This window comes from Asanoa ferruginea (genome assembly GCF_003387075.1).
Lineage (GTDB): Bacteria > Actinomycetota > Actinomycetes > Mycobacteriales > Micromonosporaceae > Asanoa > Asanoa ferruginea.
On the sequence record NZ_QUMQ01000001.1, the window covers coordinates 8,873,128 to 8,897,327 of the forward strand.

Genomic DNA, 24,200 nt, shown 5'->3' on the forward strand with positions numbered 1-24,200 from the left:
CCGGCAACGATGGTTAGCATCGGCGGGACAACCCGTCTCCTGGTCGGTAGGTTTTCGGCCGGAAGAAGTCCACCCTTTGATCGGCCGGCCGTTACGAGCGACCGACCCGCAGCCCAGCCCGGAGCCGCCGCGTGACCGCGCCCCAGACCACCGCCCTGAGCCTCGTCGACACCGACCCGGCCGAACTGACCACCGACGCGATCGTCATCGGTGTGCACAGCGTCGCCGACAACGGCGGAGACGGGCCGCCCGGGCTCGCCGGCACCCTGCTGCTGGCCAGCGGCGCGGAGAGCATCGCCGCGGCCTTCGACGGCAAGCTGACCGAGACGCTGGCCCGGCTGGGCGCGTCCGGCGCACCGGGCGAGGTGACCAAGGTCGCGACGCTGGGCACCGTGGCCGCGCCGGTGGTGGCCGTGGTCGGTCTCGGCCCCGAGCCGACGGGCGCCGCGCCCGCGCCGGAGACCTTGCGCCGCGGTGCCGCCGCCGCGATCCGGGCCCTCGCCGGCAACGCCTCGGTGGCCGTCGCGCTGCCGCTGCCCGACGACGAGGACGCGCCGGCCGCGCTGCGGGCGGTCGCCGAGGGCGCGCTGCTGGGCGCCTACAAGTTCAAGGGCTACAAGACCAAGCCGGCCCTCCGGCTGCCGGTCGGCGAGATCGCCGTGCACGTGCCGGACGCCGCCGACAAGACCGCGCTCGACGAGGTCACGCGAGCGCTGGTGGTGGCCGGCGTGGTCGGCCTGACCCGCGACTGGGTCAACACCGCGCCCAACGACTTGCGCCCGCCGGACTTCGCCGACGCGGTCACCGCCGCCGCCGGCGCGGCCGGCCTGGAGATCGAGGTCCTCGACGAGGAGCAGCTCCGCGAGGGCGGCTACGGCGGCATCCTCGCGGTCGGCCTCGGCTCGGCGGCACCGCCGCGGCTGGTGAAGCTGAGCTACAAGCCGGCGGGTGACGGGCCGCACAAGCGGGTCGCCCTGATCGGCAAGGGCATCACGTTCGACACCGGCGGCGTCTCCATCAAGCCCGCGCAGGGCATGTGGGAGATGAAGAGCGACATGGCCGGCGCGGCCGCGGTGGCCGCGACGCTGCTCGCCGTCGCACAGCTCAAGCCCGACGTCGAGGTGACCGGCTACCTGCCGATGGCGGAGAACATGCCGTCGGCCACCGCCTACCGGCCCGGCGACGTGGTGACCATGTTCAACGGCAAGAAGGTCGAGGTGCTCAACACCGACGCCGAGGGCCGGATGATCCTGGGTGACGCGATCGCGCGGGCCTGCGCCGACGGGTGCGACTACCTGTTCGAGACCTCGACGCTGACCGGCGGCCAGGTGATCGCGCTGGGCAAGCGGATCGCCGGCGTGATGGGCTCGGCGGAGATGTGCGAGCGGGTCCGCGACGCCGGCGACGCGGTCGGCGAGCAGGCGTGGCCGATGCCGCTGCCCGACGACGTGCGCACCGGCATGGATTCCGACGTTGCCGACATCTCGCAGGTCAACGCCGGGATGGACCGGGCCGGGCACATGCTCCAGGGCGGCGTGTTCCTGCGCGAGTTCGTCGCGGATGGCGTGCCGTGGGCGCACATCGACATCGCCGGGCCGAGCTACCACTCCGGCGAGCCGACCGGGCACTGGACCAAGGGCGGCACCGGTGTGCCGGTCCGTACCCTGCTGGAACTGGTCGACCGGATCGCGGCCGAATAGGCCTTGCAAAAACGAAAGAGCCCCATCGCGTACGAGATGGGGCTCTTTCTGTTTCAGTTGGCGGCGCGTTTGCGTCGCTCGTTGTAGTCGCGCATCCGCTGCGGGTAGCCGACCAGTCGCACGTCGTAGATCGGGATCGCCAGCTTGTGGGCGAACCGGCGGGCGCCGTCGGGGCCGTCGATCCGCCGCCGGGTCCACTCGCCGTCGTGTGCGATCAGCATCACTGTGGTCTCCGTGACGGTCGTCTTCGGCTCGATGAACGCTTCGACGCCGCGACGAGAACGGACAAACCCCTCAAGGTGGTCGAGATCGGCCTGCGCCGCCGGCCTTTCACCTTGTCGACCGGTGGTTGTTCTCCGGCGCCGGAACCAGGACACCGACCCTCCCCTACGAAACGGACATCGAAGACTGCGGCAAGCGTACGACCATACGCAACATCGGCGGGTACCTCGTTACGCGGCCAGGCTCCACAAGTGACAAGATGGCCCAGGTAGCCCGTGCGACCTGGGAGATGACTGTGAGCCAGCCGAACGACGCAACCTTCGACGTCGTGATCCTCGGAGGTGGCAGCGGCGGCTACGCGGCAGCGCTGCGCGCCGCGCAACTCGATCTGTCCGTTGCGCTGATCGAGAAGGACAAGCTCGGTGGCACCTGCCTGCACCGCGGCTGCATCCCGACCAAGGCGCTGCTGCACGCCGGCGAGATCGCCGACCAGACCCGCGAGGCCGAGTCGTTCGGCGTCAAGGCCGAGCTGCTCGGCGTCGACATGGCCGGCGTCAACACCTACAAGGACGGCGTCGTCGGCCGCCTTTACAAGGGCCTCCAGGGCCTGGTGAAGAGCGCCAAGCTGATCACGTACGTCGAGGGGCACGGCACGCTCGTGGCCCCCAACGCCGTCGAGGTCGACGGCACCCGCTACACCGGCCGCAACGTCATCCTGGCCAGCGGCTCCTACTCGCGCAGCCTGCCCGGCCTCGAGATCGACGGCGAGCGGGTCATCGCGAGCGAGCACGCGCTCCAGCTCGACCGGGTGCCCACCTCCGCGATCGTGCTCGGCGGCGGCGTCATCGGCGTCGAGTTCGCGAGCGCCTGGAAGTCGTTCGGCGCCGACGTGACCATCCTCGAGGCACTGCCCCGGCTGGTCGCCGCCGAAGACGAAGACCTGTCGAAGGCGTTGGAGCGGGCCTACCGCAAGCGCGGCATCAACTTCAAGGTCGGCAAGCCGTTCGAGAAGGTCGAGCGCACCGAAAACGGCGTGCGCGCGACCCTCGCCGGCGGCGAGACCGTCGAGGCGGAGATCATGCTGGTCGCCGTCGGCCGCGGCCCGACGACCGCCAACCTCGGCTACGAGGAGCAGGGCGTCACGCTCGACCGCGGCTTCGTGATCACCGACGAGCGGCTGCGCACCTCGGTGCCCAACGTCTTCGCCGTCGGCGACATCGTGCCCGGCCTCCAGCTCGCCCACCGCGGCTTCCAGCAGGGCATCTTCGTCGCCGAGGAGATCGCCGGGCTCAACCCGGCCGTCATCGACGAGGCCGGCATCCCGCGGGTCACCTACTCCGACCCCGAGCTGGCGTCGGTCGGCCTCACCGAGGCCAAGGCCAAGGAGCGCTACGGCGCCGAGAAGGTCACCGCCTACAACTACAACCTCGGCGGCAACGGCCGCAGCCAGATCCTCAAGACCGCGGGCTTCATCAAGGTCGTCCGGGTCGACGACGGGCCGGTTGTCGGGATTCACATGGTCGGCGCACGGGTCGGCGAGTTGATCGCCGAGGCCCAGCTGATCTACAACTGGGAGGCCTACCCGGCCGAGGTCGCCCAGCTCATCCATCCGCACCCGACGCAGTCGGAGGCGCTCGGCGAGGCACACCTCGCCCTCGCCGGCAAGCCGCTGCACGCGCACGCCTAGCCGACCCGTCCCCGGTCGCACGACAAAGGAGTCCTGAGAGAGATGCCGGTATCGGTCACCATGCCTCGCCTCGGCGAGAGCGTCACCGAGGGCACGATCACCCGCTGGTTGAAGCAGGAGGGTGACACCGTCGAGGTCGATGAGCCGTTGCTGGAGGTCTCCACCGACAAGGTCGACACGGAGATCCCGTCGCCGGCCGCCGGTGTGCTCAGCCGCATCGTCGTCCACGAAGACGAGACGGCCGAGGTCGGCAGCGAGCTCGCGGTGATCGACGGGGAAGGCTCCGGTGGCGGTGCGCCCGCGGCGGAGTCCGCGCCCGCCGAGGCCGCGGTGCCGTCGGCCGAGGCGGAGACCGAAGCTGACGCCGAGGCCGAGGCCGCTGAGCCCGAGCCCGCCGCGGAGCCGGAGCCGGCCCCCGTGGCCCAGGCCGCCGAGTCCGGTGGCGGCGAGTCGGGTGGCGGCGAGTCCACTGTGGTCGCCATGCCGGCACTCGGCGAGAGCGTCACCGAGGGCACGGTCACCCGCTGGCTCAAGGAGGTCGGCGACACCGTCGAGGTCGACGAGCCGCTGCTCGAGGTCTCCACCGACAAGGTCGACACGGAGATCCCGTCGCCGGTCGCCGGCACGCTGCTGGAGATCAGGGTTCCGCAGGACGAGACCGCTGACGTCGGCGCGGCGCTCGCCGTGATCGGCGCGGCCGGTGGTGCTACCGGCGGCTCGTCCGCGCCGGCGCCCGCCCCGACCGAGGCGGCCGCGCCGGCCAAGGCGGAGCCTGCCGAGGCCAAGCCCGCCGAGGCCAAGCCCGCCGAGGCCAAGCCCGCCGAGACGAAGCAGGAAGCTCCGGCCCCCGAGCCCGCGCAGGCGCAGCCGGCCAAGGCACCCGCGCCGCGCCAGGCACCGGCCCGTGAGCCGGCCCCGGCAGCCGCCGCGGCCGCGCCGGCCCGCCCAGCGCAGTCGGCCGCGCCCGGCGGCGACGAGAGCAACGGCTACGTCACCCCGCTGGTCCGCAAGCTGGCCAACGACCAGGGTGTCGACCTGTCGACGCTGAGCGGCACCGGCGTCGGCGGCCGGATCCGCAAGCAGGACGTGCTCGACGCCGCGGCCAAGGCCAAGGAGGAGGCGGCCGCCCGTGCCGCCGCTCCGGCAGCACCGGCCGCGCCCGCCGCCGCGCCGAAGGCCGCAGCCGCGCCGAGCCCGCTGCGCGGCCGGGTGGAAAAGCTGACCCGCATCCGCCGCACGATCGCGACCCGCATGGTCGAGTCGCTCCAGGTGTCGGCTCAGCTCACCACCGTGGTCGAGGTCGACGTGACCCGCATCGCGCAGTTGCGCCAGCGGGCCAAGAACGACTTCCAGCAGCAGCACGGCGTCAAGCTGTCGTTCCTGCCGTTCTTCGCGCTGGCGTCGGTGGAGGCCCTGCGCACCCACCCGTCGGTCAACTCGAAGATCGACATGGAGGCCGGCGAGGTCACCTACTACGACGCCGAGCACCTGGCCATCGCGGTCGACACCGAGAAGGGCCTGGTCGTTCCGGTCATCAAGGACGCCGGCGACCTCAACCTGGCGGGCCTGGCCCGGCGGATCGCCGACGTGGCCGAGCGCACCCGGAGCAACAAGATCAGCCCCGACGAGTTGTCCGGCGGCACGTTCACGCTGACCAACACCGGCAGCCGGGGCGCGCTGATCGACACGCCGATCATCAACCAGCCCCAGGTCGCGATCCTGGGCACCGGCGCGGTCGTCAAGCGCGCGGTCGTCATCAACGACCCCGACCTGGGCGAGGTCATCGTGCCCCGCTCGATGGTCTACCTGTCGCTGTCCTACGACCACCGGATCGTCGACGGTGCCGACGCCGCCCGGTTCCTGACCGCGATCAAGGAGCGGCTCGAGGCCGGCAACTTCGAGGCTGACCTCGGCCTCGCCTGACGGTTGTTGTTTCGTTGAAGGGCCCGGCGCGTTCGCGCCGGGCCCTTCGCTCTATCGCGTTCGCCGTTTCCGGGCGAGCATGTCGGGGTGCCCGCTGCCGGACCTCCCGCCATGGATCGTCGACTGACGTTCCTGTTCGCCCTCGCTGCCGGGGTCGCCGTCGGCAACCTCTACCTGGCCCAACCGCTGCTCGACTTGATCGGCCGGGATCTCGGGGCGTCCGCCACCAGCGCCGGGTGGTTGATCACGGCGACCCAGGTCGGCTATGCCGCCGGCGTGTTGCTGATCGTGCCGCTCGGCGACGTGGTCGACCGGCGGAGGCTGGTGCCCGGCATGTTGCTGTGCTCTGCGGCGGCGCTGGCGTTCTGTGCGGTGGCGCCGACGATCGGGGCGTTGCTGGTCGCGGTGAGCCTGCTCGGCCTCACCACGGTCTCCGGTCAGATCCTCACCCCACTCGCCGGCGACCTCGCCGATGACGCGCGCCGGGGCCGCGTCGTGGGCACGGTGGCGTCCGGGATCCTGACCGGCATCCTGACCTCGCGCACCATCAGCGGTCTGGTCGCCGACGTGGCCGGGTGGCGGGCCATCTTCGCGGTGGCGGCGGTTGGTGCCGCGGCGCTGGCCGTGTTGCTCTACCGGGCGCTCCCCCCGCTCCTGCCGAAGACCCGGCTGCCCTATCGCGCGCTGATCGCCTCGGTGGCCGTGCTGGCCCTGCGGGAACGCACCGTGCGCTGGACGCTGGTGCTGGGCGCGACCGGGTTCGCCACGTTCACGATGTTCTGGACATCGTTGACGTTTCTGCTGAGTGCGCCGCCCTACTCGTACCCCGTCTCGGTCATCGGTTTGTTCGGTCTCGCGGGGCTGGCCGGCGCGCTCGCCGCACAGCGGGCCGGCCGGCTGCACGACCGCGGCTGGTCGCTGCCCGCCACCGGCATCGCGTGGCTGGCCGTCCTGGTGTCATTCGTCGTGGCCGGGCTCGCCGACGGTTCGGTCGCGGTGCTGCTGGTCGCGGTCGTGCTGTTGGACGTGGCGTTGCAGGGCCTGATGATCCTCAACCAGATCCGCGTCTTCGCCGTCTCCCGCGAGGCCCGGAGCCGGATCAACACGGCGTTCGTGGTCTGCAACTTCGTCGGCGCGGCGTTGGGATCGGCGGCCGCGACAACGCTCTGGTCCCACGGCGGCTGGCCGGCGGTGACGACGACGGGCATCGTGCTGAGCTGCGTCGGCCTGGCCATCTGGGCGACCGGGCGGCGCAGCGCCCTCGTCGTCGCCACCTCCGGCACATGACCCGGCGGTTGACGTTCCTCTTCGCGCTCGCCGCCGGTGCGGCCATCGGCAACCTCTACCTCGCGCAGCCGCTGCTCGATCTGATCGCCCGCGACCTCCGGACGTCGACGTCGTCCGCGGGCTTGCTGGTCACCGCCACACAGGTCGGCTATGCGGCCGGGGTGCTGCTGATCGTGCCGCTCGGCGATGTCGTCGACCGGCGCCGGCTGGTGCCGGGGATGTTGCTGTGTTCCGCGCCCGCGCTGCTGCTGTGTGCGGCCGCACCGACGATCGGGGTGCTGCTCGGCGCGGTGGCCGTGCTCGGGCTGACCACCGTCGCGGGCCAGCTTCTGACGCCGCTGGCCGGGGACCTCGCCGCTGCGGAGCACCGTGGGCAGGTGGTGGGCACCGTGGGCTCGGGAATCCTCACCGGGATCCTGGCGTCGCGAGCGATCAGCGGTCTGGTGGCGTATGCCGCCGGGTGGCGCGCCATCTTTCTGGCCGCCGCCGCGCTCGCCGTGACCCTCGCCGTGCTGCTGTTCCGGGCTCTTCCGCCGTTGCCGCCCAAGACCCGCATGCCCTACCCGGCGCTGATCGCCTCGGTGCCGGTGATGGCGCTGCGCGAACGCTCGGTCCGCTGGACGCTGGTGCTGGGCGCCAGCGGCTTCGCGGCGTTCGCGATGTTCTGGACGGCGTTGACGTTCCGGCTCAGCGCGCCGCCGTTCTCGTACCCCGTCTCGGTCATCGGTCTGTTCGGTCTCGCCGGCCTCGCCGGTGCGGTGGCCGCGCAACGCTCCGGTCAGTTGCACGATCGCGGCTGGTCCATGCCGGCCACGGGCGTCGGCTGGATGGTCGTCCTGCTGTCCTTTGTGCTCGCTGGGCTCGCCGGTCGGTCGATCGCGCTGCTGCTGATCGCCATCGTCACCCTCGACGTGGCGTTGCAGGCGGTGGCCCTGCTCAACCGCATGCGCATCTTCGCGGTCTCACACGAGGCCAGAAGCAGACTCAACACGGCGTACGTGTTCAGCAACTTCATCGGCGCCGCCCTCGGCTCGGCGGCCGCGACGACGCTGTGGTCCTTGGGCCACTGGGCGGCTGTCTCCGCGGCCGGTGTGGTGTTGAGCGTGTTCGCCCTCGGCGTCTGGGCCGTGGGCCGGCGGGGCGCCCTGGTCGTGGCCGCGCCGCTGTGAACCGCCGCCTGACGCTGCTGTTCGCGGTCACCGCCGGGGTGGCGGTGGGCAACCTCTACTGGGCCCAGCCGCTGCTCGGGCTGATCGCCGGTGACCTGGGTGCGTCCGCTGGTTGGGTGGTGACTACGACGCAGCTCGGCTATGCCGTCGGCGTGCTGCTGATCGTCCCGCTTGGCGACGTGCGCGACCGGCGCACGCTCCTCTCGGGCATGCTGCTGTGCTGCGCGGTGGCCCTGCTGGGTTGCGCGCTGGCGCCGACGATCGGGGTTCTGCTGGTCGCCACGACGGCGTTGGGGCTCACCACGGTCGCGGGCCCGATCCTGATGCCGCTGGCCGGCGACCTGGCTTCCGACGCGCACCGGGGTCGGGTGGTCGGCACGGTCGCCTCCGGTCTGCTGATCGGCATCCTCGGGTCCCGCACGGTCAGTGGCCTGCTGGCCGACGCGGCCGGCTGGCGGGCGGTGTTCGCGGCCGCGGCCGTCGTCACGGGTGTCCTCGCGGCGGTGCTGCACCGCGCCCTGCCGTCCCTGCCGCCCAAGGCTTCCATCGGCTATCCCGCGCTGATCGGCTCTTTGCCCGCGCTGGCCTTCCGCGATCGGGTGGTCCGGCGGACGCTGGCGTTGACGACGCTCGGCTTCGCCGTCTTCAGCATGTTCTGGACCTCGCTGACGTTCCTGTTGAGCGCCCCGCCGTTCTCCTTCTCCGTCTCGGTGATCGGCCTGTTCGGGCTGGTTGGCCTGGCCGGCGCGGTCGCCGCGCGGAACGCGGGCCGGTTGCACGACGCTGGCCGGTCGATCCCGGCCACTGGCATGGCGTGGCTGGTCATCGCGCTCGCCTTTGGCACGGCCGCGGTCGCGGGCGGATCGGTCATCCTGCTGGTGGTGGCGATCGTGCTGCTCGACGTCGCGTTCCAGACGACCGCGATCCTCAACCAGACTCGGATCCTGGCCACGTCGCATGCGGCTCGCAGCCGGCTCAACACGGCCTTCGTCGTGGCCAGCTTCACCGGGGCCGCTCTTGGCTCGGCCCTCGCGACCACCCTCTGGCCTTCGGGTGGCTGGCCCGCCATCACCACGACCGGCATCGTGCTGAGCTGCGTGGCGCTGGCGGTCTGGGCAACCATCCGACCGAGGGCTTATCGCCCGGCGCCGGGTGGTCCATAGTCGACGGATGGCACGCAGGCTCGGCTACGCGGACGCGGCTCGGCTTCTCGGCGGCGGCGAAAGCCCTCTGATCAACGCACTCGACAAGGCGACCGGCGGCCTGATGCTCGGGCTGTCGATCGCGATTCCAGGGGTGCTGAGCTGGTTCGACGCCAAGGCCGAGTTCATCAGGTTGTCGCACGAGTTGATCCGCGGTGTGTCGGAACGGCGCAGCGGCCTGTCCCGTTACGACCGCACGCAGCGGTTCGAAGCCGCCCACACCGTCATCGTGGTCGTGGCGTTCTTCGAGGCGATCGAGGCGGCCGCTCTTCCGTTCCAGTTCGCCGAGCTCGAACTGACACCGGCTGAGCAGCTCACCATCGCGACCGGCACGGCGATGACAGATCCGTTGCGTGATCTGTTCGCGGCCACGCCGCCGGTTCCCCTGGCCCACGTTGGTCAGGACAGCATGCTCCGGGCGTTGGAGAACTTCTACGACGACATGTGCGAGGACGTGCGCGACTTCATCCGCGGGTTGGCCGTAACCGACCTGATGTCCGCGGGTGCGCAGCGCCGGTTCCTCGGTCAGCTCGACTCGTGTGTGGACCCGGCCATTCGCCGCTACTCCGAACTGCTGCGCCAACTCGCCGTGGAGTTCCCGGAGGTCGGATTCTGGGTCAATCTGGGCGAGCACGCGGCGACCCGCACCGAGGTACGCGCGCTGGGAACCGGTCTCTCGCGGCTCGAAGAAGCGCTCGCGCGGAGCTCGGCCGGTCACGCTCCCGACACCCGCCGCCGCGGGCTGGCCAGCGCCTACCGGGCGGAGCTGGATCTTCCGGTGGTCAGCGGCGGTGAGGTGCCCGACGGGCTCCGCGTGCCGACACTCGGCGCCGCCTACCTGGCGCCACGCTTCCGGGTCGGTGACCTCTTCGGGTCGGAGAAGCCCAACGACGAGGGTTGGTGGGCCGGGCGGGAGGTCCGCGACGACCTCGACGAGTTCCTGGTCGGCCATCTGACGTCGAGTGTCGCCCTCGACGCTCCGTTGCTCGTGCTCGGCCAGCCCGGCTCCGGAAAATCGGTGCTCACCAAGGTGCTGGCGGCCCGGCTACCGGCGGCCGACTTCCTGCCGGTCCGGGTGCCGCTGCGCGAAGTGCACGCCGCCGCCGATCTCCAGGAACAGGTGGAACAGGCGATCCGGAAAGCGACCGGCGAACGGCTGGAATGGCCGACCCTGGCGGCCTCGGCCGGCGACGCCCTCCCGGTCGTGCTGCTCGACGGTTTCGACGAGTTGCTCCAAGCCGTCGGCGTGAGCCACACCGACTACCTCCAGAAGGTGGCGGAGTTCCAGCGCCGTGAGGCGGTGCAGGGCCGCCCGATCGCGGTCGTGGTGACCAGCCGCACGGCGGTCGCCGACCGGGCGTACGCGCCGTCCGGCACCGTCGTGCTCCGGCTGGAACCGTTCGACAAGCCCCGGATCGAAGCCTGGCTGCGAATCTGGAACGACGCCAACGCGGCCCCGTTCAAGGCGGCGGGTGTGGCGCCGCTGTCGGCCGAAGTCGTATTGGCCCAACGCGCGCTCGCCGAGCAACCCCTGCTCCTGTTGATGCTCGCGATCTACGACGCCGACGGCAACGCGTTGCAGAAGCTCGGCGCGGGCATCGGCCAATACGAGCTCTACGAACGCCTCCTCACCACGTTCGCCCGCCGCGAGATCCAGAAACACCGGCAGGGGTTGTCCGACGCGGCCTTGGCGCACGCGGTCGAGGAGGAACTGCGGACGCTGTCGGTGGTCGGCTTCGCGATGCACAACCGCGGCACTCTGTGGATCACCGAAGAGCAACTCGAGGCCGATCTCCCGGCGCTGTTCGGGATCCCCCGCGCTCCGGCGGCGGGCACCGACATGCGGGTGCCGCTGCGCGCCGCCGAACTGATGATCGGCCGGTTCTTCTTCGTCCACCGCGCCGGCGCTACCACCGGCACCGACGACCGCCGGGAAACCTACGAGTTCCTGCACGCGACGTTCGGCGAGTTCCTGGTCGCCCGGCTCACCTGCCAGGTGCTGCACGACATGGCGGCCCGCGAGCAGGTGACGATGACGTCGTTGGCCGCCGCCCCGGTCGACGACGACCTGCTGCACGCCCTGCTCTCCTACTCGCCGTTGACGTTCTCGACCGCCATCCCCGGCTTCATCGAGGAGAGACTCGCGATGGGCGGCCAGGATGAGGTCGCCCGCCTCACGACCAGGCTCTACAAGGCCGCGGGGGAAGCACCCGCCGCGCGGCGTTTCGGCGGCTACCGACCCCAGCGGCTGCGAGACGCGGCCCGGTTCGCCGCCTACAGCGCCAACCTCCTGCTCCTCACCCTCTGCGCGACCAGGGAGGTGTTCTACTCCGACCTGTGCGCCGGCACCGACGACGTCGTCGACGCGTGGCGCCGGCAGACGCTGTTGTGGCGGTCCCAACTGCCGGTCGACCCTTGGGTCGGGTTGGTCTCGGTAATCCGGGTGGAACGCGGCTGGAGCGAGGGAACGCGCTCGATCCGGCTCACGTGGGGCACGGCCCACTTCGACTATCCGCCCACCGATCTCAACTGGACCTACAACCTCCCGCCCGACCCCAACCGCGAAGGCCACGGCTTCGCCGACTCGGGCGACGCTCCTGAGGCGTTTCTGTATCGGGCGAACTTCGAATGCGAGAGGGTCGACGACGTCATCGGCCACGCGATCGAACCGCTGGCCCGCACCCTCGGCTCCAGCATGAACACCTTCGCCGCCGGGCGGCCCGACATCACCTCGTCCGCCGCGCACGTGCTGCTGGACGCCTGGCTCGCCCCCACGAGACGCCCTGACCCGGGCGAACGGCGCGAGGTCTACGAGCGCGTGGTCAGAGCCGCCGCCAACGAATGGCCGCAGTGGAATCACCAGGAACGAGTCGCCTTCGCCAGCCTTGTTCTCGACCTCCTCGCGACCGACGACCAGGTGCCGCCGGTGCTGGCCGCTGAGCTGATGAAGAACCTGATCAACGCCCGCGGCATCGATTTCGCGTTGGAGTTGCCCAACCGATTCGTCAAATGCCTGCTGCTCTTCCTCGGCCGGGATCGCGAAACCGACCAGCTGCTGCGTGCCGTGCTCGAGGAAGTCCTCGAGGAGTCGCTGGCCGAGTCGGCCGACCCTCATCTCGCGGTCGAGGCGATTATTCGATGCCACGAGCTCGGCCTACCGATATTCGGCAAGGGGACGCCGGCGTGGACACAACCAGCGGTGGAACGCACGCTCGCCAAGCGTCCAGACCTCACCCGCCGGTGGACGGCCCTGAACATCGAGACCGCAACGGCCCCACCGTCATGACCAGCGGACCGGCGGTTCTGGTCACGTTGACCGGTGGGGCGGGCGCGGGGAAGACGACGCTTGCTCGCGCGCTCGCCGACACCGTGGTGCATCTCGACGATTTCTACCACTGCGCGGATAGCGGTCGGGGCGTGTGGATTCCGGATGAGAACGGCACGCCGCGGTTGGACGTGGGCGACCCGCGGTCGATCGACTTCGTCGGCCTCAATGCCGCGGTGGACAAGGCGTTGACCGACTCGGCCGTGGTCGTGGTCGAGGGCCTGTTCGCCATCGACGTGCGGCCGTCCGAGCCGTGCCAGCGCCTCGACGTCTTCGTTGACCTCGCGGCGGACCTGCGCCTCGCTCGGAAGATCCATCGGAAGTGTGTCGTCGGCGACTTTCCGGTCGCGGTGTTGCTGGCCAACTACGTCGACCATCGGCGGGCCGCGCACGAGCGGCACGTGGAACCCGCTCGGGAGCGCTGCGACCTGGTTGTCGACGGGCTGCTCCCCGTCGATCAGCTGCGGCGCGCGATCGACGAACTATCGCCCCACAACCGAGGCGACCTGGGTGCGCGAGGAGACGCCGAGCTTGTGGAGGATGTTGCTCACGTGCACGGCCGCCGTCTTGGGTGAGATGTAGAGGCGGCGGGCCAGTTCTGCGTTGGTGAGGCCGTCGGCGATCAGCAGCGCCACCTCGCGTTCGCGGGGCGTCAGTGCCGCCGTGCCCGTCACGGAACGGTCGCCTTCGCGCGGGGTCAGGCCCAACTGGTCTCGGACCCGGTCCAGCGCGGCCACCCGCCAGCCGCCCCAACGGGACAGCAGCTCGGTGGCCCGGTTGGCCTCGGCGGCGGCAGCTTCGGTGTGGCCGAGGGCGAGCGCGCAGCGGGCCGCGCCCACCGCGGCCGTGCCGCGCACCGACGGGAACAGGATCTGCGAGCCGCACACCGCCTGGTAGCCGGCCAGCGCCTCGGCCAGCCGGCCGCCGACCTCGGCGAGCTGGGAGTCGACCAGGGTGCGGTAGTCGTCCCAGACGTTGTCGTCGACCAAGGACCGGGTCAGCTCGATCAGGCGCTCTTCCGGCAGGCCGGCCTCGATGGCCGCGCCCAGCAGGTCGTGGGCCTGTGAGCCGCTGCGCCAGCTCTGGTCGGCGACCGCGACCAGCACCTCACCGAGCAGGGTCTCGACGTCGCCGTAGCCCGGGCGCCGGCAGGCCAGGTGGAAGGCCAGGCCCGGCACGGTCAGCGGCTCGATGTTGGGGCCGGAGCGGAGCGACTCGATGATGTCGGCGACGCCGTCGTAGTCGGCGGACTCCAGGTAGAGGCCCGCCAGGAAGACCGCGTGGTAGTCGGCCCAGCGGCCGCGGCGCAGGTAGCTGCGGTCGCGGTCGCGGCCCTGCTCCAGCGCGGCGATCGCGGTCTTCAGGTCGCCCTCGCGCATCGCGATGCGGGCCCGGCCCTGGAAGTAGGCCGCCACCGCGAGGGACTCGAAGCCGGCCCGCTCGGCATCGACCCGCATGCGCTCGAGCAGCTCGGTGTGCTCGGCCGGCGAGTTGGGTGGCACGCCCTGGACCAGCTCGTTGAGCGCGCGCGCGGCGAGCACCCACTCGCCCGCCTTTTCCGCCTCGTCGATGAGGCCCGACAGGATGGCCTGGCCCTCGGCCGCCGTCGACGGCCACTCGGTCATCGCCAGGCCCTTCTCGACCAGGGCGGCGAGCCGGGTGCGGGGCAGGTCGAGCTCGTCGGCGAGGGCCAGCGCGCGGTCGGCCCAGGCGATCGCCTCGGCGGTCTCGTCGCGCAGCATCGACGACTGGGCCACCGCGGTCATCGCCAGGGCCTGGTCGGCGCCCGGTGGCAGCTCGGCGATCAGCAGCTCGACCTCGTGGGTCAGCTCATCCATCTCGGCGAGCTCGTCGGCCTCCCAGGCGAGCCGGATCATCAGGTAGAGCGCGTCGTTGCGGTCGGTCGCCGAGCGGGCCCGGTCGCGCCAGCGGCGGGCGTAGCCGATCGCGTCGGGCAGCAGGCCGGCCAGCCAGGCCGCGCGGGCGGCGCCGGCCAGCAGGGACGGGTCTTCGGCGTCTTCGGCCAGGCCCATCTCGGCCAGCTCGAGCGCCTGGTAGGCGGAGCCGATCGACAGGTAGAGCGCGACGCCGCGGCGGGCCGCCGTGAGCATGTCGTCGTAGCGGCCGGCCGCCTGGGCGTGGTGGGCGACCATCGCCGGGTCGTGGGGCAGCCGGCCCTCGGTGTCGGCGAGCAGCGCTTCGAGCGCGGCCTCGTGCAGGCGGCGGCGCTGCCGGCCGATCAGGTGGCCGGCGATCGCCTCGCGGAGCAGCGCGTGGCGGAAGCTGAACTCGTCTTCGCCGGTCTCGACCAGCACGTCGCGGGCGACCAGGGCGCCCAGGGCGCGGATCAGCTCGTCTTCGCCGGCGGTGGTCACCGCGGCCAGCAGGTCGAAGTGCACCCGGTGGCCGAGCACCGAGGCGGCCTCGACGATGCGGCGTTGCTCGGGCTCGAGGTCGTCGACCTGGCGGCGGAGCACCTCGGCGAGGCTCCAGGGCAGGGGCTGCTCGTAGACCGCGGCGAGGTCGTCGCCCTCGTGGCCGCGGAGCAGCTCTTCGAGGAAGAACGGGTTGCCGCCGGTGCGCTGGTGCAGCGCTGCCACGGCCCGCGGCGGCGCCGGGCGGCCGGTCACGGCGGCCAGCAGGGTCGCGGTGTCGGCCTCGTCGAACGGGTGCAGGTCGAGCCGGGACAGCGAGTGGCGGCGGCCCAGCCGGGCGAGCAGAGCGGTGACCGGGTCGCGGCCGGTCACCTCGGCCGGCCGGTAGGAGCCGATCAACACCTGCGGGCCCTCGATGTCGGCGATCCGCTCGAAGAGCGCGGCGCTCTCGGAGTCGGCCCAGTGCAGGTCTTCGAAGACGATCACGGCCGGCCGCCCGGCGATCAGCTCGGTCACCAGCCGGACGCCGCTGTGCAGCCGCTCGACCGGGCTGCGGGCGGAGTCGCCGAGCTCGGCCAGCAGCGCGGGATCGACCCCGTCGCGGCCGTCGAGCGCATCCATCAGCACCTCGTAGGGCCGGGACAGCGAACCCGGCTCGGCCTGGCCGACCAGCACGACCGTGTCGGCGTCGAGCGTGGACAGCAGCTCGCGGACCAGCCGGGTCTTGCCGACCCCGGGCTCGCCGGCGACCATCGCCACGCCGGACCGGCGGGCCGCGACCAGCTTCCTGAGCTGGCGCAGCTCGCGATCGCGCCCAATCATCACCGGGCTGGCGCCTCCCCGCGTCGTCCGCACGCGCACAGGCTACCCGCGACCACCGACAACACCGGACCCGCAGAACGCCGGCCCTGCGGACGCCGGCACCGCGGAAACGCCAGGCCTGCGGAATGCCGGCGCCGCAGAACACCGGCCCAGCCGAACACCCACGCGGCGCCGGCAGGCCTGAGAATGGAGCCATGCGGATTCTCATGGCCGGCGCGTCCGGCTTTCTCGGCAACCGGCTCATCACCGGCCCGCTGCGCGGCCACGAGATCGTCCGTCTGGTCCGCCGGGCGCCCAAGGGCCCCGACGAGATCCGCTGGACCCCGGCCTCCGGCCAGCTCGACCCCGAAGCGCTCGACGGCGTCGACGCGGTGATCAACCTGTCCGGCGCCAACATCGGCGACCAGCGCTGGACCCCGGCCTTCCGGCGGCTGTTGCGGGACAGCCGGGTCGAGCCCACCCGCACCCTGGCCGAGGCGATCGCCAAGCACGGCACGCCGCGGCCCGCGACCTTCATCAGCGCGAGCGGCATCAACATCTACGGCGACACCGGCGACCGGGTCGTCGACGAGACCGACACCCCGGGCGAGGGCTTCTTCCCGGACCTCTGCCGGGTCTGGGAGGCGGCGACCCGGCCGGCCGAGGAGGCGGGGGTGCGGGTGGTTCTGCTGCGCAGCGGCGTACCCCTGGAAAAGGACGAAGGTTTTCTCAAGCCGCAGATGCTCCCCTTCCGGCTCGGCGTCGGCGGCCCGATCGCCGGCGGCCGGCAATGGGTGCCGTGGATCTCGCTCGACGATTGGCTCAGCGCCGTCGGCTTCCTGCTCCAGGAGCGCACCGATCTCGCCGGCCCGGTCAACGTGACCAGCCCGGTGCCGGTCACCAACGCCGCGTTCACCAAGGCGTTCGGTGCCGCCCTGCACCGTCCGGCCGTGCTGCCCATCCCGGAGTTCGGCGTCCGGGCGGCGGTCGGTGGCGTGGCCGAACTCGCGGTGATGAGCACCCGAGCGGTTCCCGCCGTGCTGAGCCGGGCCGGGTTCCCCTTCCGCCACAACGACGTGAGCACAGCACTCAAGGACGCGCTCGAAGATCGGTGACTGCCGATTCGGCAGACTGAAAGACCGCTCGCGAATAGCCTCACCTCATGTCGGCGGCATCGGGCGACAACAACGCACTGTCGCTGTTGGCGTGCGTGCTGTTCGTCGTGGGAGTGGTGGTGGTCGTGCTGGCGGTCGCCCGCCGCCGGGCGGCCGACCGTTCCGCGCCCCGGCACCGCCTCGAACCGGACGCCGGCCACACCGGTCGCCGCCGCCGCAGGAACCCCTTCCGGCGCAACCGGCCCGTGGCCGACAAGAGCAAGAGCAAGCGGGTCCGGCCCGAGCCGACGGCACCCAGCCGGACGGTCGAGGAGACCCTGGCCGAAGCCGCCCTCGACGAGCCGCCGGCGTCCGCGTGGGCGCCGCCGGACCAAATCGGCCCGGCCCTGACCAAGCCGCCCCGCACCGCCAGCCCGGCGGGCCCGGCCGAACGCGCCGGACCATCGCCGGTCCCGGACCGCGACGCCGACACCCTCGATCTCGGCGGCGACCTGTCCACCGCCCGGCTGCTCGCGCAGGCCGACGCGGCTCTGGTCGCCGCCGACAACGCCCTCTGCACGAGCGAGCAGGAACTCTCGTTCGCCCAGGCCCAGCACGGCCGGGACGCGACGGTGACCTTCGTCGAGGCGGTCACCGCGGCCCGCGCCGACCTCTCGGAGGCCTTCCGGGTGCGCCAGCACCTCGACGACCACGAGCCGGAAGACGAGTTCAGCCGGCGGCGGGTGCTGCGGGCGATCGTCGAGCACTGCGCCGCCGCGAGCCACCGCCTCGACGCCCGGGCCGAGCCGTTCGAACTGCTGCGGGCGAGCGAGGAGGCCCGGCTGGCCAGCCGGCTCACCGTGCGCCGCGACGAGGCCCGCGCGCGGCTGGCGGTGGCGGGAACGAGCTGGAAGGAACTGACCGCGGCGTACGCGGACAGCGCCCTCGCCCCGGTCATCGACAACCTCGCCCAGGCCGGCGCCCGGATCGAGTTCGCCAGTGCCGAGATCGAGCAGGACGGCCGCCGGACCGGCCTGCGCACCGCGCAGCAGGCGCTCGGCCAGGCCGAGGCCCTGCTCGACGCGCTCGACCTCTTCGCCGCCGACCTGGCCACCGCCGAGGACGCGGCCGCCGAGTTGCTCGCCGACCTGCACGCCGAGGTCGCCGCCGGCAAGGCGGTGCTGGCGATGGCCGGCCGCCCGCCGGGCAACGCCCGCGGCGACAAGGTGGGCCTGGCCGCCGACGTCCACCGGGCCGACGAGGCCGCCACCGAGCTGGCCACCACGCTCGCGGTGGCCCGGCCGGACCCGGTCGCCGGGCTGCGCCGGCTGGAGGAGGTCTCCGGGCCGCTGGGCGAGTCGCTGGGCGCCGTGCGTGACCCGTCGTCCCGGGTGGCGCACGCCCGCGAGCAGCTCGACCAGGCGATGTTCTCGGCCCGCGCGACGATCGACGCGGCGGCGGCGTTCGTGCTCAACCGGCGCGGCGCGGTCGCCGCCCGGGCCCGTACGCGGCTCTTCGCGGCCCGCTGCGAGCTGGGCCAGGCCGCCGTGGCCACCGAGGCCGAGCCGGTCGAGGCGCTGGCCGCAGCGCGCGCCGCGCAGTCCCTGGGTAGCCAGGCACTGGCCGCGGCGCGCGCCGACGTGGAGCGTTGGTCACCGGCGGTCGACGGGTTCGAGGCCGTGTTGCTCGGCGGCATCGTGCACGCTCCGGAGGAGGCAGCGGGCCGGCCCTACGGCAGCCGCTTCGGCGGCCCCGGCACGCGTGACCGGGACCGGGCGGCCTAACAGCCGACCACCCAGTAGTCCGGGCCGGTCTGGCGCAACCCGTTGGTCTGGAACACGTTGTAGAGACCCATGGCCTGGTTCGAACCGCGCGCGTAGACGTAGCCGAGTTGTTGATAGGCCCGTCCCGCCACGACGTGCGCGTAGTTGGTCGCCGTCACACAAGGCCCGGTGGTCGGCGGGTTGGTGGTCGGCGGTGCCGTCGTCGGCGGCGCCGAGGTCGGCGGGGTGGTCGGCCCGCCCGTGTTCAGCCCGAAGAACGTCGCGTCGTAGTAGGCCGAGCAGATCGTGTCGAGGAAGTACGCCGCCGCCGTGCCGCACTGGTCGGCCGCGCTGCCCGGATCGACCGGCGTGCCGTGCCCCATCCCGGACACCCGGTAGACCCGCACCTGGTCGTTGCCGTAGCGCTCCTGGGTGGTCCCGCCCGGCAGCGAGGAGGTGCTGGTCGGGCTCGCGGAAATACCCAACACATTGGTCCACTGGTCGCGCGATTCGTTGGCGTTGGCCGTGGCGACCGTGTAGTCGGCGGTGCCGTGCCAGATCGCCACCTTGGGCCGGGCGCCGGTGTAACCGGGGAACGCACCCCGCACCAGGTCGCCCCACTGCGCCGGTGTCTTGTCGACGCCCGGGTTCATGCAGGTGAACGCGTTGACCATGCTGGTGGCGCAGCGGTAGGCGATCCCGGCGACGACCGAACCGGCGGCGAACACGTCCGGGTAGGTGGCCAGCATGACCGCGCTCATCGCGCCACCGGCCGAGAGCCCGCTGACGTAGACCCGGTCGGCCGCGGTGCCGTAGTTGCTCACCGCGTACCCGACCATCGACCGGATCGACGCGGCCTCGCCCTGCCCTCGGGTGGTGTCGCCGGTCTCGAAGAAGTTGAAGCACGACGTCGCGTTGTTGCTACTGCTCTGCTGCGGGATGATCAGCGCGAACCGCCAGCGGTCGGCGAACGTACGCCAGCCGCTGTTGGTGAAGTAGCCGGTGGCGTCCTGGCTGCAGCCGTGCAGCAGCACCACGGCCGGCGCGCCGCTGGGCAGGCCGTCGGGCCGGTAGGCGTACATCGCCAGGTTCCCGGGGTTGGACCCGAAGCCGCTGACCGGGCTGAGCTGCGCCGCCTGGGCGGGCGCGGCCAGCGCGAGCACAGCCGCGATGACCAGCGCCGCCCCGGCGGCGAGTAGGGATATGGACCGTCGCATCGCGACCTCCTCGCGGGGTTTCCGTGAGGTTACGATCGGCGACTATCTATCTGACATGGTCGGCGATACCACATATCGACGACCGGGAGTGTGGCTCAGCAGTCCACGAGCTCCGGGGTCTGGTTGCGGATCTGCGCCAGCGGCGAGACGAACTCGCGGTAGACGTCGCCGTCCACGGTGGCCGGAGCGAACGCCGCGACCCGGTGGCAGTTCTGGAACGCGAGCTTGACGCCGAAGTGGCGCTCCAGGGCACCGCGGATCGAGTCGCTGGCCAGCGCGCGCAACAGCTGCCCCCGCTCGGTCTCGCTGGGCGGCGGCACCGCGTGCTCGGCGAACAGGTCACCGGCCCGGGAGGCGACGTCGGAGACCACGTCCCAGGCGTACGGGAGGGAGGTGCGGACGCACTCGACGAACTCGGCGTCGTCGACGGCGCCCTGCTCGGCGCGGGCGAGCAGGTCGGCGGGAACGGTCAGGGACATGTTGATCTCCTCAGTGAACGAGTTGGTCACCCAGGACGAAGCCCGGGTCGATCTGGGCGGCGAGGTCCTCGCCGGTGCGGTCGTTGGCCCACGCCGTGGCGTTGCGCCGGTGGAACTCGGCGGCCTGCCGGGCGTAGCGCTGCCAGTCCTTCTCCGTGCTATCCACGGAAGACCGCAGCAGCCGCAGGGCCGCGTGGTTGGCTGGCTCGAGCGCGTCCAGCGGGAGCACCTGACCGCGCTCGGCGGCCCGGACCCAGTCGGAGCGGCCGAACCAGGTGAGCAGGTCGGCGCCGACATGCGACCGCAGGAAGTCGACGTCGGACTCGTCGACGATCTTGTTGCCGACCACGTGCACCCGCACGTCGTGGTCGCGGGCGTAGCCGAGGTACTGCCGGTAGACGCCGACGCTGCGCACGGTCGGCTCGCAGACCAGGAACGTCACGTCGAAGCGGGTGAACAGCCCGGACGCGAACGAGTCGGCGCCGGCCGTCATGTCCACCAGGGCGTACTCCCCCGGGCCGTCGACCAGGTGGTTGAGCAGCAACTCGACCGCGCCGACCTTGCTGTGGTAGCAGGCGACACCGAGATCCCGCTCGGCGAAGGGCCCGGTCACGGCCAGCCGGACGCCGCCCACCTCGCGCACCGCGAGGTCGTACACCGGATTGGGTCCGGCCACGGTGAGCAGCCGCGAGCCGCGACCCGGCGGGGTGGTCTTGACCATCGCAGCGGCCGACGAGATCCGCGGGTTGTCGCCGCGCAGGTAGTCCTTGATCTCCGCCAGGTGGTCGCCCAGCGCGGGCCGCGTCGACCGCTCGTCGGCACCGAGCGCGGCGGCCAGGTGCTGGTTGATGTCGGCGTCGACGGCGAGCAGCGACGGCCGGTCGGGCGCGGCGGCCAGGTGGCGGGCGAGCAGGGCGGCCAGAGTCGTCTTGCCGCTGCCGCCCTTCCCGACGAAGGCTATTTTCATACTGGTATTGGAAGTCATTTCCAATAAGAGTGCAAACAACAGGCGCCTTCTGGGCGTGTCGTCCCCATTGGTAGCCTCCGCCCGTGTCGATCGCGTCAACCGCTCCCCCGACCGTCGCCGCGGAGCCGCCCGCACGGGCCTCCCGCTGGCGGGCCGACCTGCTGGTCACCGGCGTCGCGCTGCTGCTCGCGCTGTGGGTGACCAGCGGGCTCTGGATCGACCCGAACGGGCGGGCCATCAAGGTCAACTCCAGCGACCAGGCCCTGTTCGAGTGGTTGCTGTCCTACGGCGCGCGGGCGATCACCCACGGCGAGAACCCGTTCTTCACCCACCTGATCGGCTTCCCCGACGGTGCCAACCTCGCCGTCAACACCTCGATCACGGTGTACGCCGTGGTGTTCGCGCCGCTGACCTTCCTGCTCGGCGCCCCGGTCACGTTCGCGGTGATCCTGACGCTGAACCTGGTCGCCACCGCGTATGCCTGGTTCTGGCTGCTCTCCCGGCACCTGGTGAGCTCGCGCCTGGCCGCGGCGACCGGCGCGCTGTTCATCGCGTTCGCGCCGAGCATGGTCTCGCACGCCAACGCGCACCTGAACTGGACGGCGGGCTGGCTGGCGCCGCTGGTGGTCTGGCGGGTGATCCGGCTGCGCGACGGGCGCTGGCTGCGCGACGGCGCACTGCTCGGCGTGCTGGTGGCGATCACCTTCTCGATCGCCGCCGAGGGCCTGTTCTTCATCGCCCTGGCCTGCCTGGTCTTCCTCGCCACCTGGTCGGCGGCCAAGGTCACCCGGGCCGAGGCGCGGGCCGCGCTGCCGGCCATGCTGCGCGGCCTCGGTGTCACCGCGGTCGTCGCGTTCGCGCTGCTGTCGTACCCCATCTGGATGCATTTCTTCGGTCCGCAGCGATTCGCCGGCACCGGTTTCGACGCGCGCGTGCACAGCGAGGACGTCGCCGGCTATTTCGCGTTCCCGCAGCGCTCGCTGGCCGGGATCGCCGGGTTGGACACGTCACTGGCGCCTAACGAGACGGAGGAGAACTCGTTCTTCGGTCTCCCGCTCGTGCTGCTGGCGGTGGCCTCGTTCTGGTATCTGTGGCGGGTCGCCACGCCGGGGCGGCGGGCCACGCTGCGCGCGCTCGGCATCACCGCGCTGGTGTTCACCGTGCTGTCCTGGGGGCCGGCGGTGAAGATCTTCAAGAACTACACCGACGTGCCGCTGCCGTACGCGCTGCTCAATCCGCTTCCGGTCTTCAACGCGGCGCTGCCGCAGCGGCTGGCCCTGGTTGTCACCCCGATCGTCGGGCTGCTGCTGGCGTTCCTGGTCGACGCGCGGCCGCGGGGCCGGGTCTGGCCCGTCGCGTTCGCCGTCGCCCTGGTGCCGCTGTTGCCGGTCAACCTGCTGACGGTGGCGCGCGAGCCGATCCCGACGTTCATCACGTCCGACGACTGGGCGTCGGTGGTGCCGGCCGGCGGGGTCATCGCGACCGTCCCGTTCACCCTCGACACGGTTCCGGACGGGCAACGCTGGCAGGCGTACGCGTGGACGCACGGCCAGGGCGAGTTCTCGCTGGTGTCCGGGTTCTATCTCGGCCCTGGCGGGCCGGACGGGCGCGGCCGGATCGGGCCCGTTCCGCGTTATATGGACGGGATGCTCTACGACGTCGCCAAGACCGGGGTCATCCCGGCGATCGGGCCGGCGGAGCAGGCCGCGGCGCGCGCCGACCTGGCCTACTGGCGGGTCGACGCGGTGGTGCTGGCCGACCGGATCCACGGCGCCAAGTGGCCCGTGCAGCACGACGCGCTGCTCACCGCGACCCGGCAGTTGCTCGGGCCGGGCGAGCGGATCGATGACGTCTGGGTCTGGCGGGTCACCAGAGGTAGCTGATCACGAAGGCGGCGCCGACCAGGCCGAACATCGCGAGCGCGACGGCCCGGAACTGGCGCTGGAGTGCCGGGATCTCCGCCGGGAGGGCGAAGACCCTTCTGGGCCAGGCGCGCCACGAGATCCACCAGAAGAGGGCGGTGGCGGCGGCGAGCAGGGCCGCTTTGACGCTTGTTGGGCCCAGGTGTCCCGGCTCCCTGACGGCGAGCGCGGTGCCGGTGACCCAGAGCACGGTGATCAGGGCGACCACCCGCCAGCGGTTGCCGTGCGCCAAGATCCGCTGGGCGTCTTCGGTGTCGTCCCGCCCGACCATCGCGGCCAGCTTCGGCTGCACCGTGAACAGGCTGTAGGCCATCGATCCGAGCCAGAGCGCGGCGACACCGGCGTGCACGAGGACCAGCGCCCGGGTCACCATGACGCGCATCATGTCACCGGGTCGGTTCGCGCCGCGAGGGCTACGCTTTTGGGCGTGACCAGCGTGCTTCCCAAGCTCACCGCCCGCCGCCTCGGCATGATCGACTACCAGGCGGCCTGGGACGAGCAGCGCCGCCTCCACGAAGAGGTCGCCGACGGTGTCACTCCCGACACCGTGCTGCTCCTCGAGCACCCCTCCGTCTACACCGCCGGCAAGCGCACCGAAGAGTCCGACCGGCCGACCGACGGCACCCCGGTGATCGCCGTCGACCGCGGCGGCAAGATCACCTGGCACGGGCCGGGTCAGCTCGTCGGCTACCCGATCCTGCGGCTGCCGGCCCCGATCGACGTGGTCGCCTACGTGCGGCGCACCGAGCAGTTGCTGATCGACACCTGCGCCGAGGTGGGGCTGTCGACGACCCGCATCGAGGGGCGCAGCGGGGTCTGGGTGCCCGACGACGACCGCGGGCCGGCCCGCAAGGTCGCCGCGATCGGCATCCGGGTCTCCCGGGGCGTGACCCAGCACGGCTTCGCGATCAACGCCAACTGCGACCTGGGCGCCTACGACCACATCATCGCCTGCGGCATCCGTGACGCCGGGACGACCTCGCTGACGGCCGAACTGGGCCGGCAGGTCACCGTCGACGACGTGTTGCCGATCGTCGAGCGGCGCCTGCCGACCCTGCTGGGTTGAT

Annotated in this window: 18 protein-coding genes; 12 read left to right on the forward strand and 6 right to left on the reverse strand. The window is 72.0% G+C overall.

Features of this window, described 5'->3' with window-relative positions:
* Positions 1–131 precede the first annotated feature (131 nt).
* Positions 132–1,700 (forward strand): leucyl aminopeptidase, encoded by a 1,569-nt coding sequence (locus tag DFJ67_RS41265; protein WP_116075087.1) that lies wholly within the window; start codon positions 132–134, stop codon positions 1,698–1,700.
* Positions 1,701–1,753: 53 nt separating this feature from the next.
* On the opposite strand, the gene DFJ67_RS41270 is transcribed toward DFJ67_RS41265, so the two are convergent.
* Positions 1,754–2,077, reverse strand: a complete 324-nt coding sequence (locus DFJ67_RS41270) for a hypothetical protein (protein WP_116075089.1) — start codon at positions 2,075–2,077, stop codon at positions 1,754–1,756.
* 104 nt (positions 2,078–2,181) lie between these two features.
* On the opposite strand from DFJ67_RS41270, the gene lpdA reads away from it, so the two are divergent.
* The 7 genes from lpdA (at position 2,182) to DFJ67_RS41305 (ending at position 13,090) form a co-directional block, all read left to right on the forward strand.
* Positions 2,182–3,609 carry a dihydrolipoyl dehydrogenase gene (gene lpdA, locus DFJ67_RS41275; protein WP_203783229.1) on the forward strand — a complete coding sequence of 476 codons (1,428 nt, stop codon included), beginning with the start codon at positions 2,182–2,184 and terminating at the stop codon, positions 3,607–3,609.
* A gap of 42 nt (positions 3,610–3,651) precedes the next feature.
* Positions 3,652–5,532 (forward strand): 2-oxoglutarate dehydrogenase, E2 component, dihydrolipoamide succinyltransferase, encoded by a 1,881-nt coding sequence (gene sucB / locus DFJ67_RS41280; RefSeq protein ID WP_116075091.1) that lies wholly within the window; start codon positions 3,652–3,654, stop codon positions 5,530–5,532.
* A gap of 111 nt (positions 5,533–5,643) precedes the next feature.
* A complete protein-coding gene (locus DFJ67_RS41285) occupies positions 5,644–6,819 on the forward strand; it encodes an MFS transporter (protein ID WP_116075093.1) in 1,176 nt (391 codons plus the stop codon).
* A complete protein-coding gene (locus DFJ67_RS41290) occupies positions 6,816–7,988 on the forward strand; it encodes an MFS transporter (protein WP_116075095.1) in 1,173 nt (390 codons plus the stop codon). Before DFJ67_RS41285 ends, DFJ67_RS41290 begins: the two co-directional genes overlap by 4 nt.
* A complete protein-coding gene (locus DFJ67_RS41295; protein ID WP_170216183.1) occupies positions 7,985–9,151 on the forward strand; it encodes an MFS transporter in 1,167 nt (388 codons plus the stop codon). The genes DFJ67_RS41290 and DFJ67_RS41295 overlap by 4 nt, the downstream gene beginning before the upstream one ends.
* A gap of 7 nt (positions 9,152–9,158) precedes the next feature.
* Positions 9,159–12,476 carry an NACHT domain-containing protein gene (locus DFJ67_RS41300; RefSeq protein ID WP_116075097.1) on the forward strand — a complete coding sequence of 1,106 codons (3,318 nt, stop codon included), beginning with the start codon at positions 9,159–9,161 and terminating at the stop codon, positions 12,474–12,476.
* Positions 12,431–13,090 (forward strand): uridine kinase family protein, encoded by a 660-nt coding sequence (locus tag DFJ67_RS41305; protein WP_211333988.1) that lies wholly within the window; start codon positions 12,431–12,433, stop codon positions 13,088–13,090. Before DFJ67_RS41300 ends, DFJ67_RS41305 begins: the two co-directional genes overlap by 46 nt.
* Here DFJ67_RS41305 and DFJ67_RS41310 read toward each other — a convergent pair.
* Positions 12,998–15,745 carry an ATP-binding protein gene (locus DFJ67_RS41310; RefSeq protein ID WP_239097009.1) on the reverse strand — a complete coding sequence of 916 codons (2,748 nt, stop codon included), beginning with the start codon at positions 15,743–15,745 and terminating at the stop codon, positions 12,998–13,000. The two genes, DFJ67_RS41305 and DFJ67_RS41310, sit on opposite strands and share 93 nt — an antisense overlap.
* A 161-nt stretch (positions 15,746–15,906) precedes the next feature.
* Here DFJ67_RS41310 and DFJ67_RS41315 point away from each other — a divergent pair, with 161 nt between their 5' ends.
* Both DFJ67_RS41315 and DFJ67_RS41320 read left to right on the forward strand, forming a co-directional pair.
* Positions 15,907–16,806 carry a TIGR01777 family oxidoreductase gene (locus tag DFJ67_RS41315; protein ID WP_116075103.1) on the forward strand — a complete coding sequence of 300 codons (900 nt, stop codon included), beginning with the start codon at positions 15,907–15,909 and terminating at the stop codon, positions 16,804–16,806.
* 47 nt (positions 16,807–16,853) lie between these two features.
* Positions 16,854–18,569 carry a hypothetical protein gene (locus DFJ67_RS41320; RefSeq protein ID WP_116075105.1) on the forward strand — a complete coding sequence of 572 codons (1,716 nt, stop codon included), beginning with the start codon at positions 16,854–16,856 and terminating at the stop codon, positions 18,567–18,569.
* Here the strand turns inward: DFJ67_RS41320 and DFJ67_RS41325 are convergent.
* The 3 genes from DFJ67_RS41325 to DFJ67_RS41335 all read right to left on the reverse strand — a co-directional run bounded on the left by DFJ67_RS41325 (position 18,566) and on the right by DFJ67_RS41335 (position 21,211).
* Positions 18,566–19,765, reverse strand: coding sequence for an extracellular catalytic domain type 1 short-chain-length polyhydroxyalkanoate depolymerase (locus DFJ67_RS41325; protein WP_116075108.1), 1,200 nt, complete (start codon positions 19,763–19,765; stop codon positions 18,566–18,568). The genes DFJ67_RS41320 and DFJ67_RS41325 overlap by 4 nt on opposite strands.
* Before the next feature lie 95 nt (positions 19,766–19,860).
* Entirely contained in the window at positions 19,861–20,244 is a 384-nt protein-coding gene (locus DFJ67_RS41330; RefSeq protein WP_116077263.1) for an SCO5389 family protein, read from the reverse strand.
* A gap of 10 nt (positions 20,245–20,254) precedes the next feature.
* The gene (locus tag DFJ67_RS41335) at positions 20,255–21,211 is read right to left on the reverse strand and encodes an ATP-binding protein (RefSeq protein WP_116075110.1); all 957 of its coding nucleotides are present in this window, start codon (positions 21,209–21,211) and stop codon (positions 20,255–20,257) included.
* 83 nt (positions 21,212–21,294) lie between these two features.
* Between DFJ67_RS41335 and DFJ67_RS41340 the strand changes: the two genes are divergently transcribed.
* Positions 21,295–23,094, forward strand: coding sequence for a DUF6311 domain-containing protein (locus DFJ67_RS41340; RefSeq protein WP_409362886.1), 1,800 nt, complete (start codon positions 21,295–21,297; stop codon positions 23,092–23,094).
* On the opposite strand, the gene DFJ67_RS41345 is transcribed toward DFJ67_RS41340, so the two are convergent.
* A complete protein-coding gene (locus tag DFJ67_RS41345) occupies positions 23,078–23,506 on the reverse strand; it encodes a hypothetical protein (protein WP_203783233.1) in 429 nt (142 codons plus the stop codon). The two genes, DFJ67_RS41340 and DFJ67_RS41345, sit on opposite strands and share 17 nt — an antisense overlap.
* 54 nt (positions 23,507–23,560) lie before the next feature.
* Here DFJ67_RS41345 and lipB point away from each other — a divergent pair, with 54 nt between their 5' ends.
* A complete protein-coding gene (gene lipB, locus DFJ67_RS41350; protein WP_116075112.1) occupies positions 23,561–24,199 on the forward strand; it encodes a lipoyl(octanoyl) transferase LipB in 639 nt (212 codons plus the stop codon).
* Position 24,200: the final 1 nt, after the last annotated feature.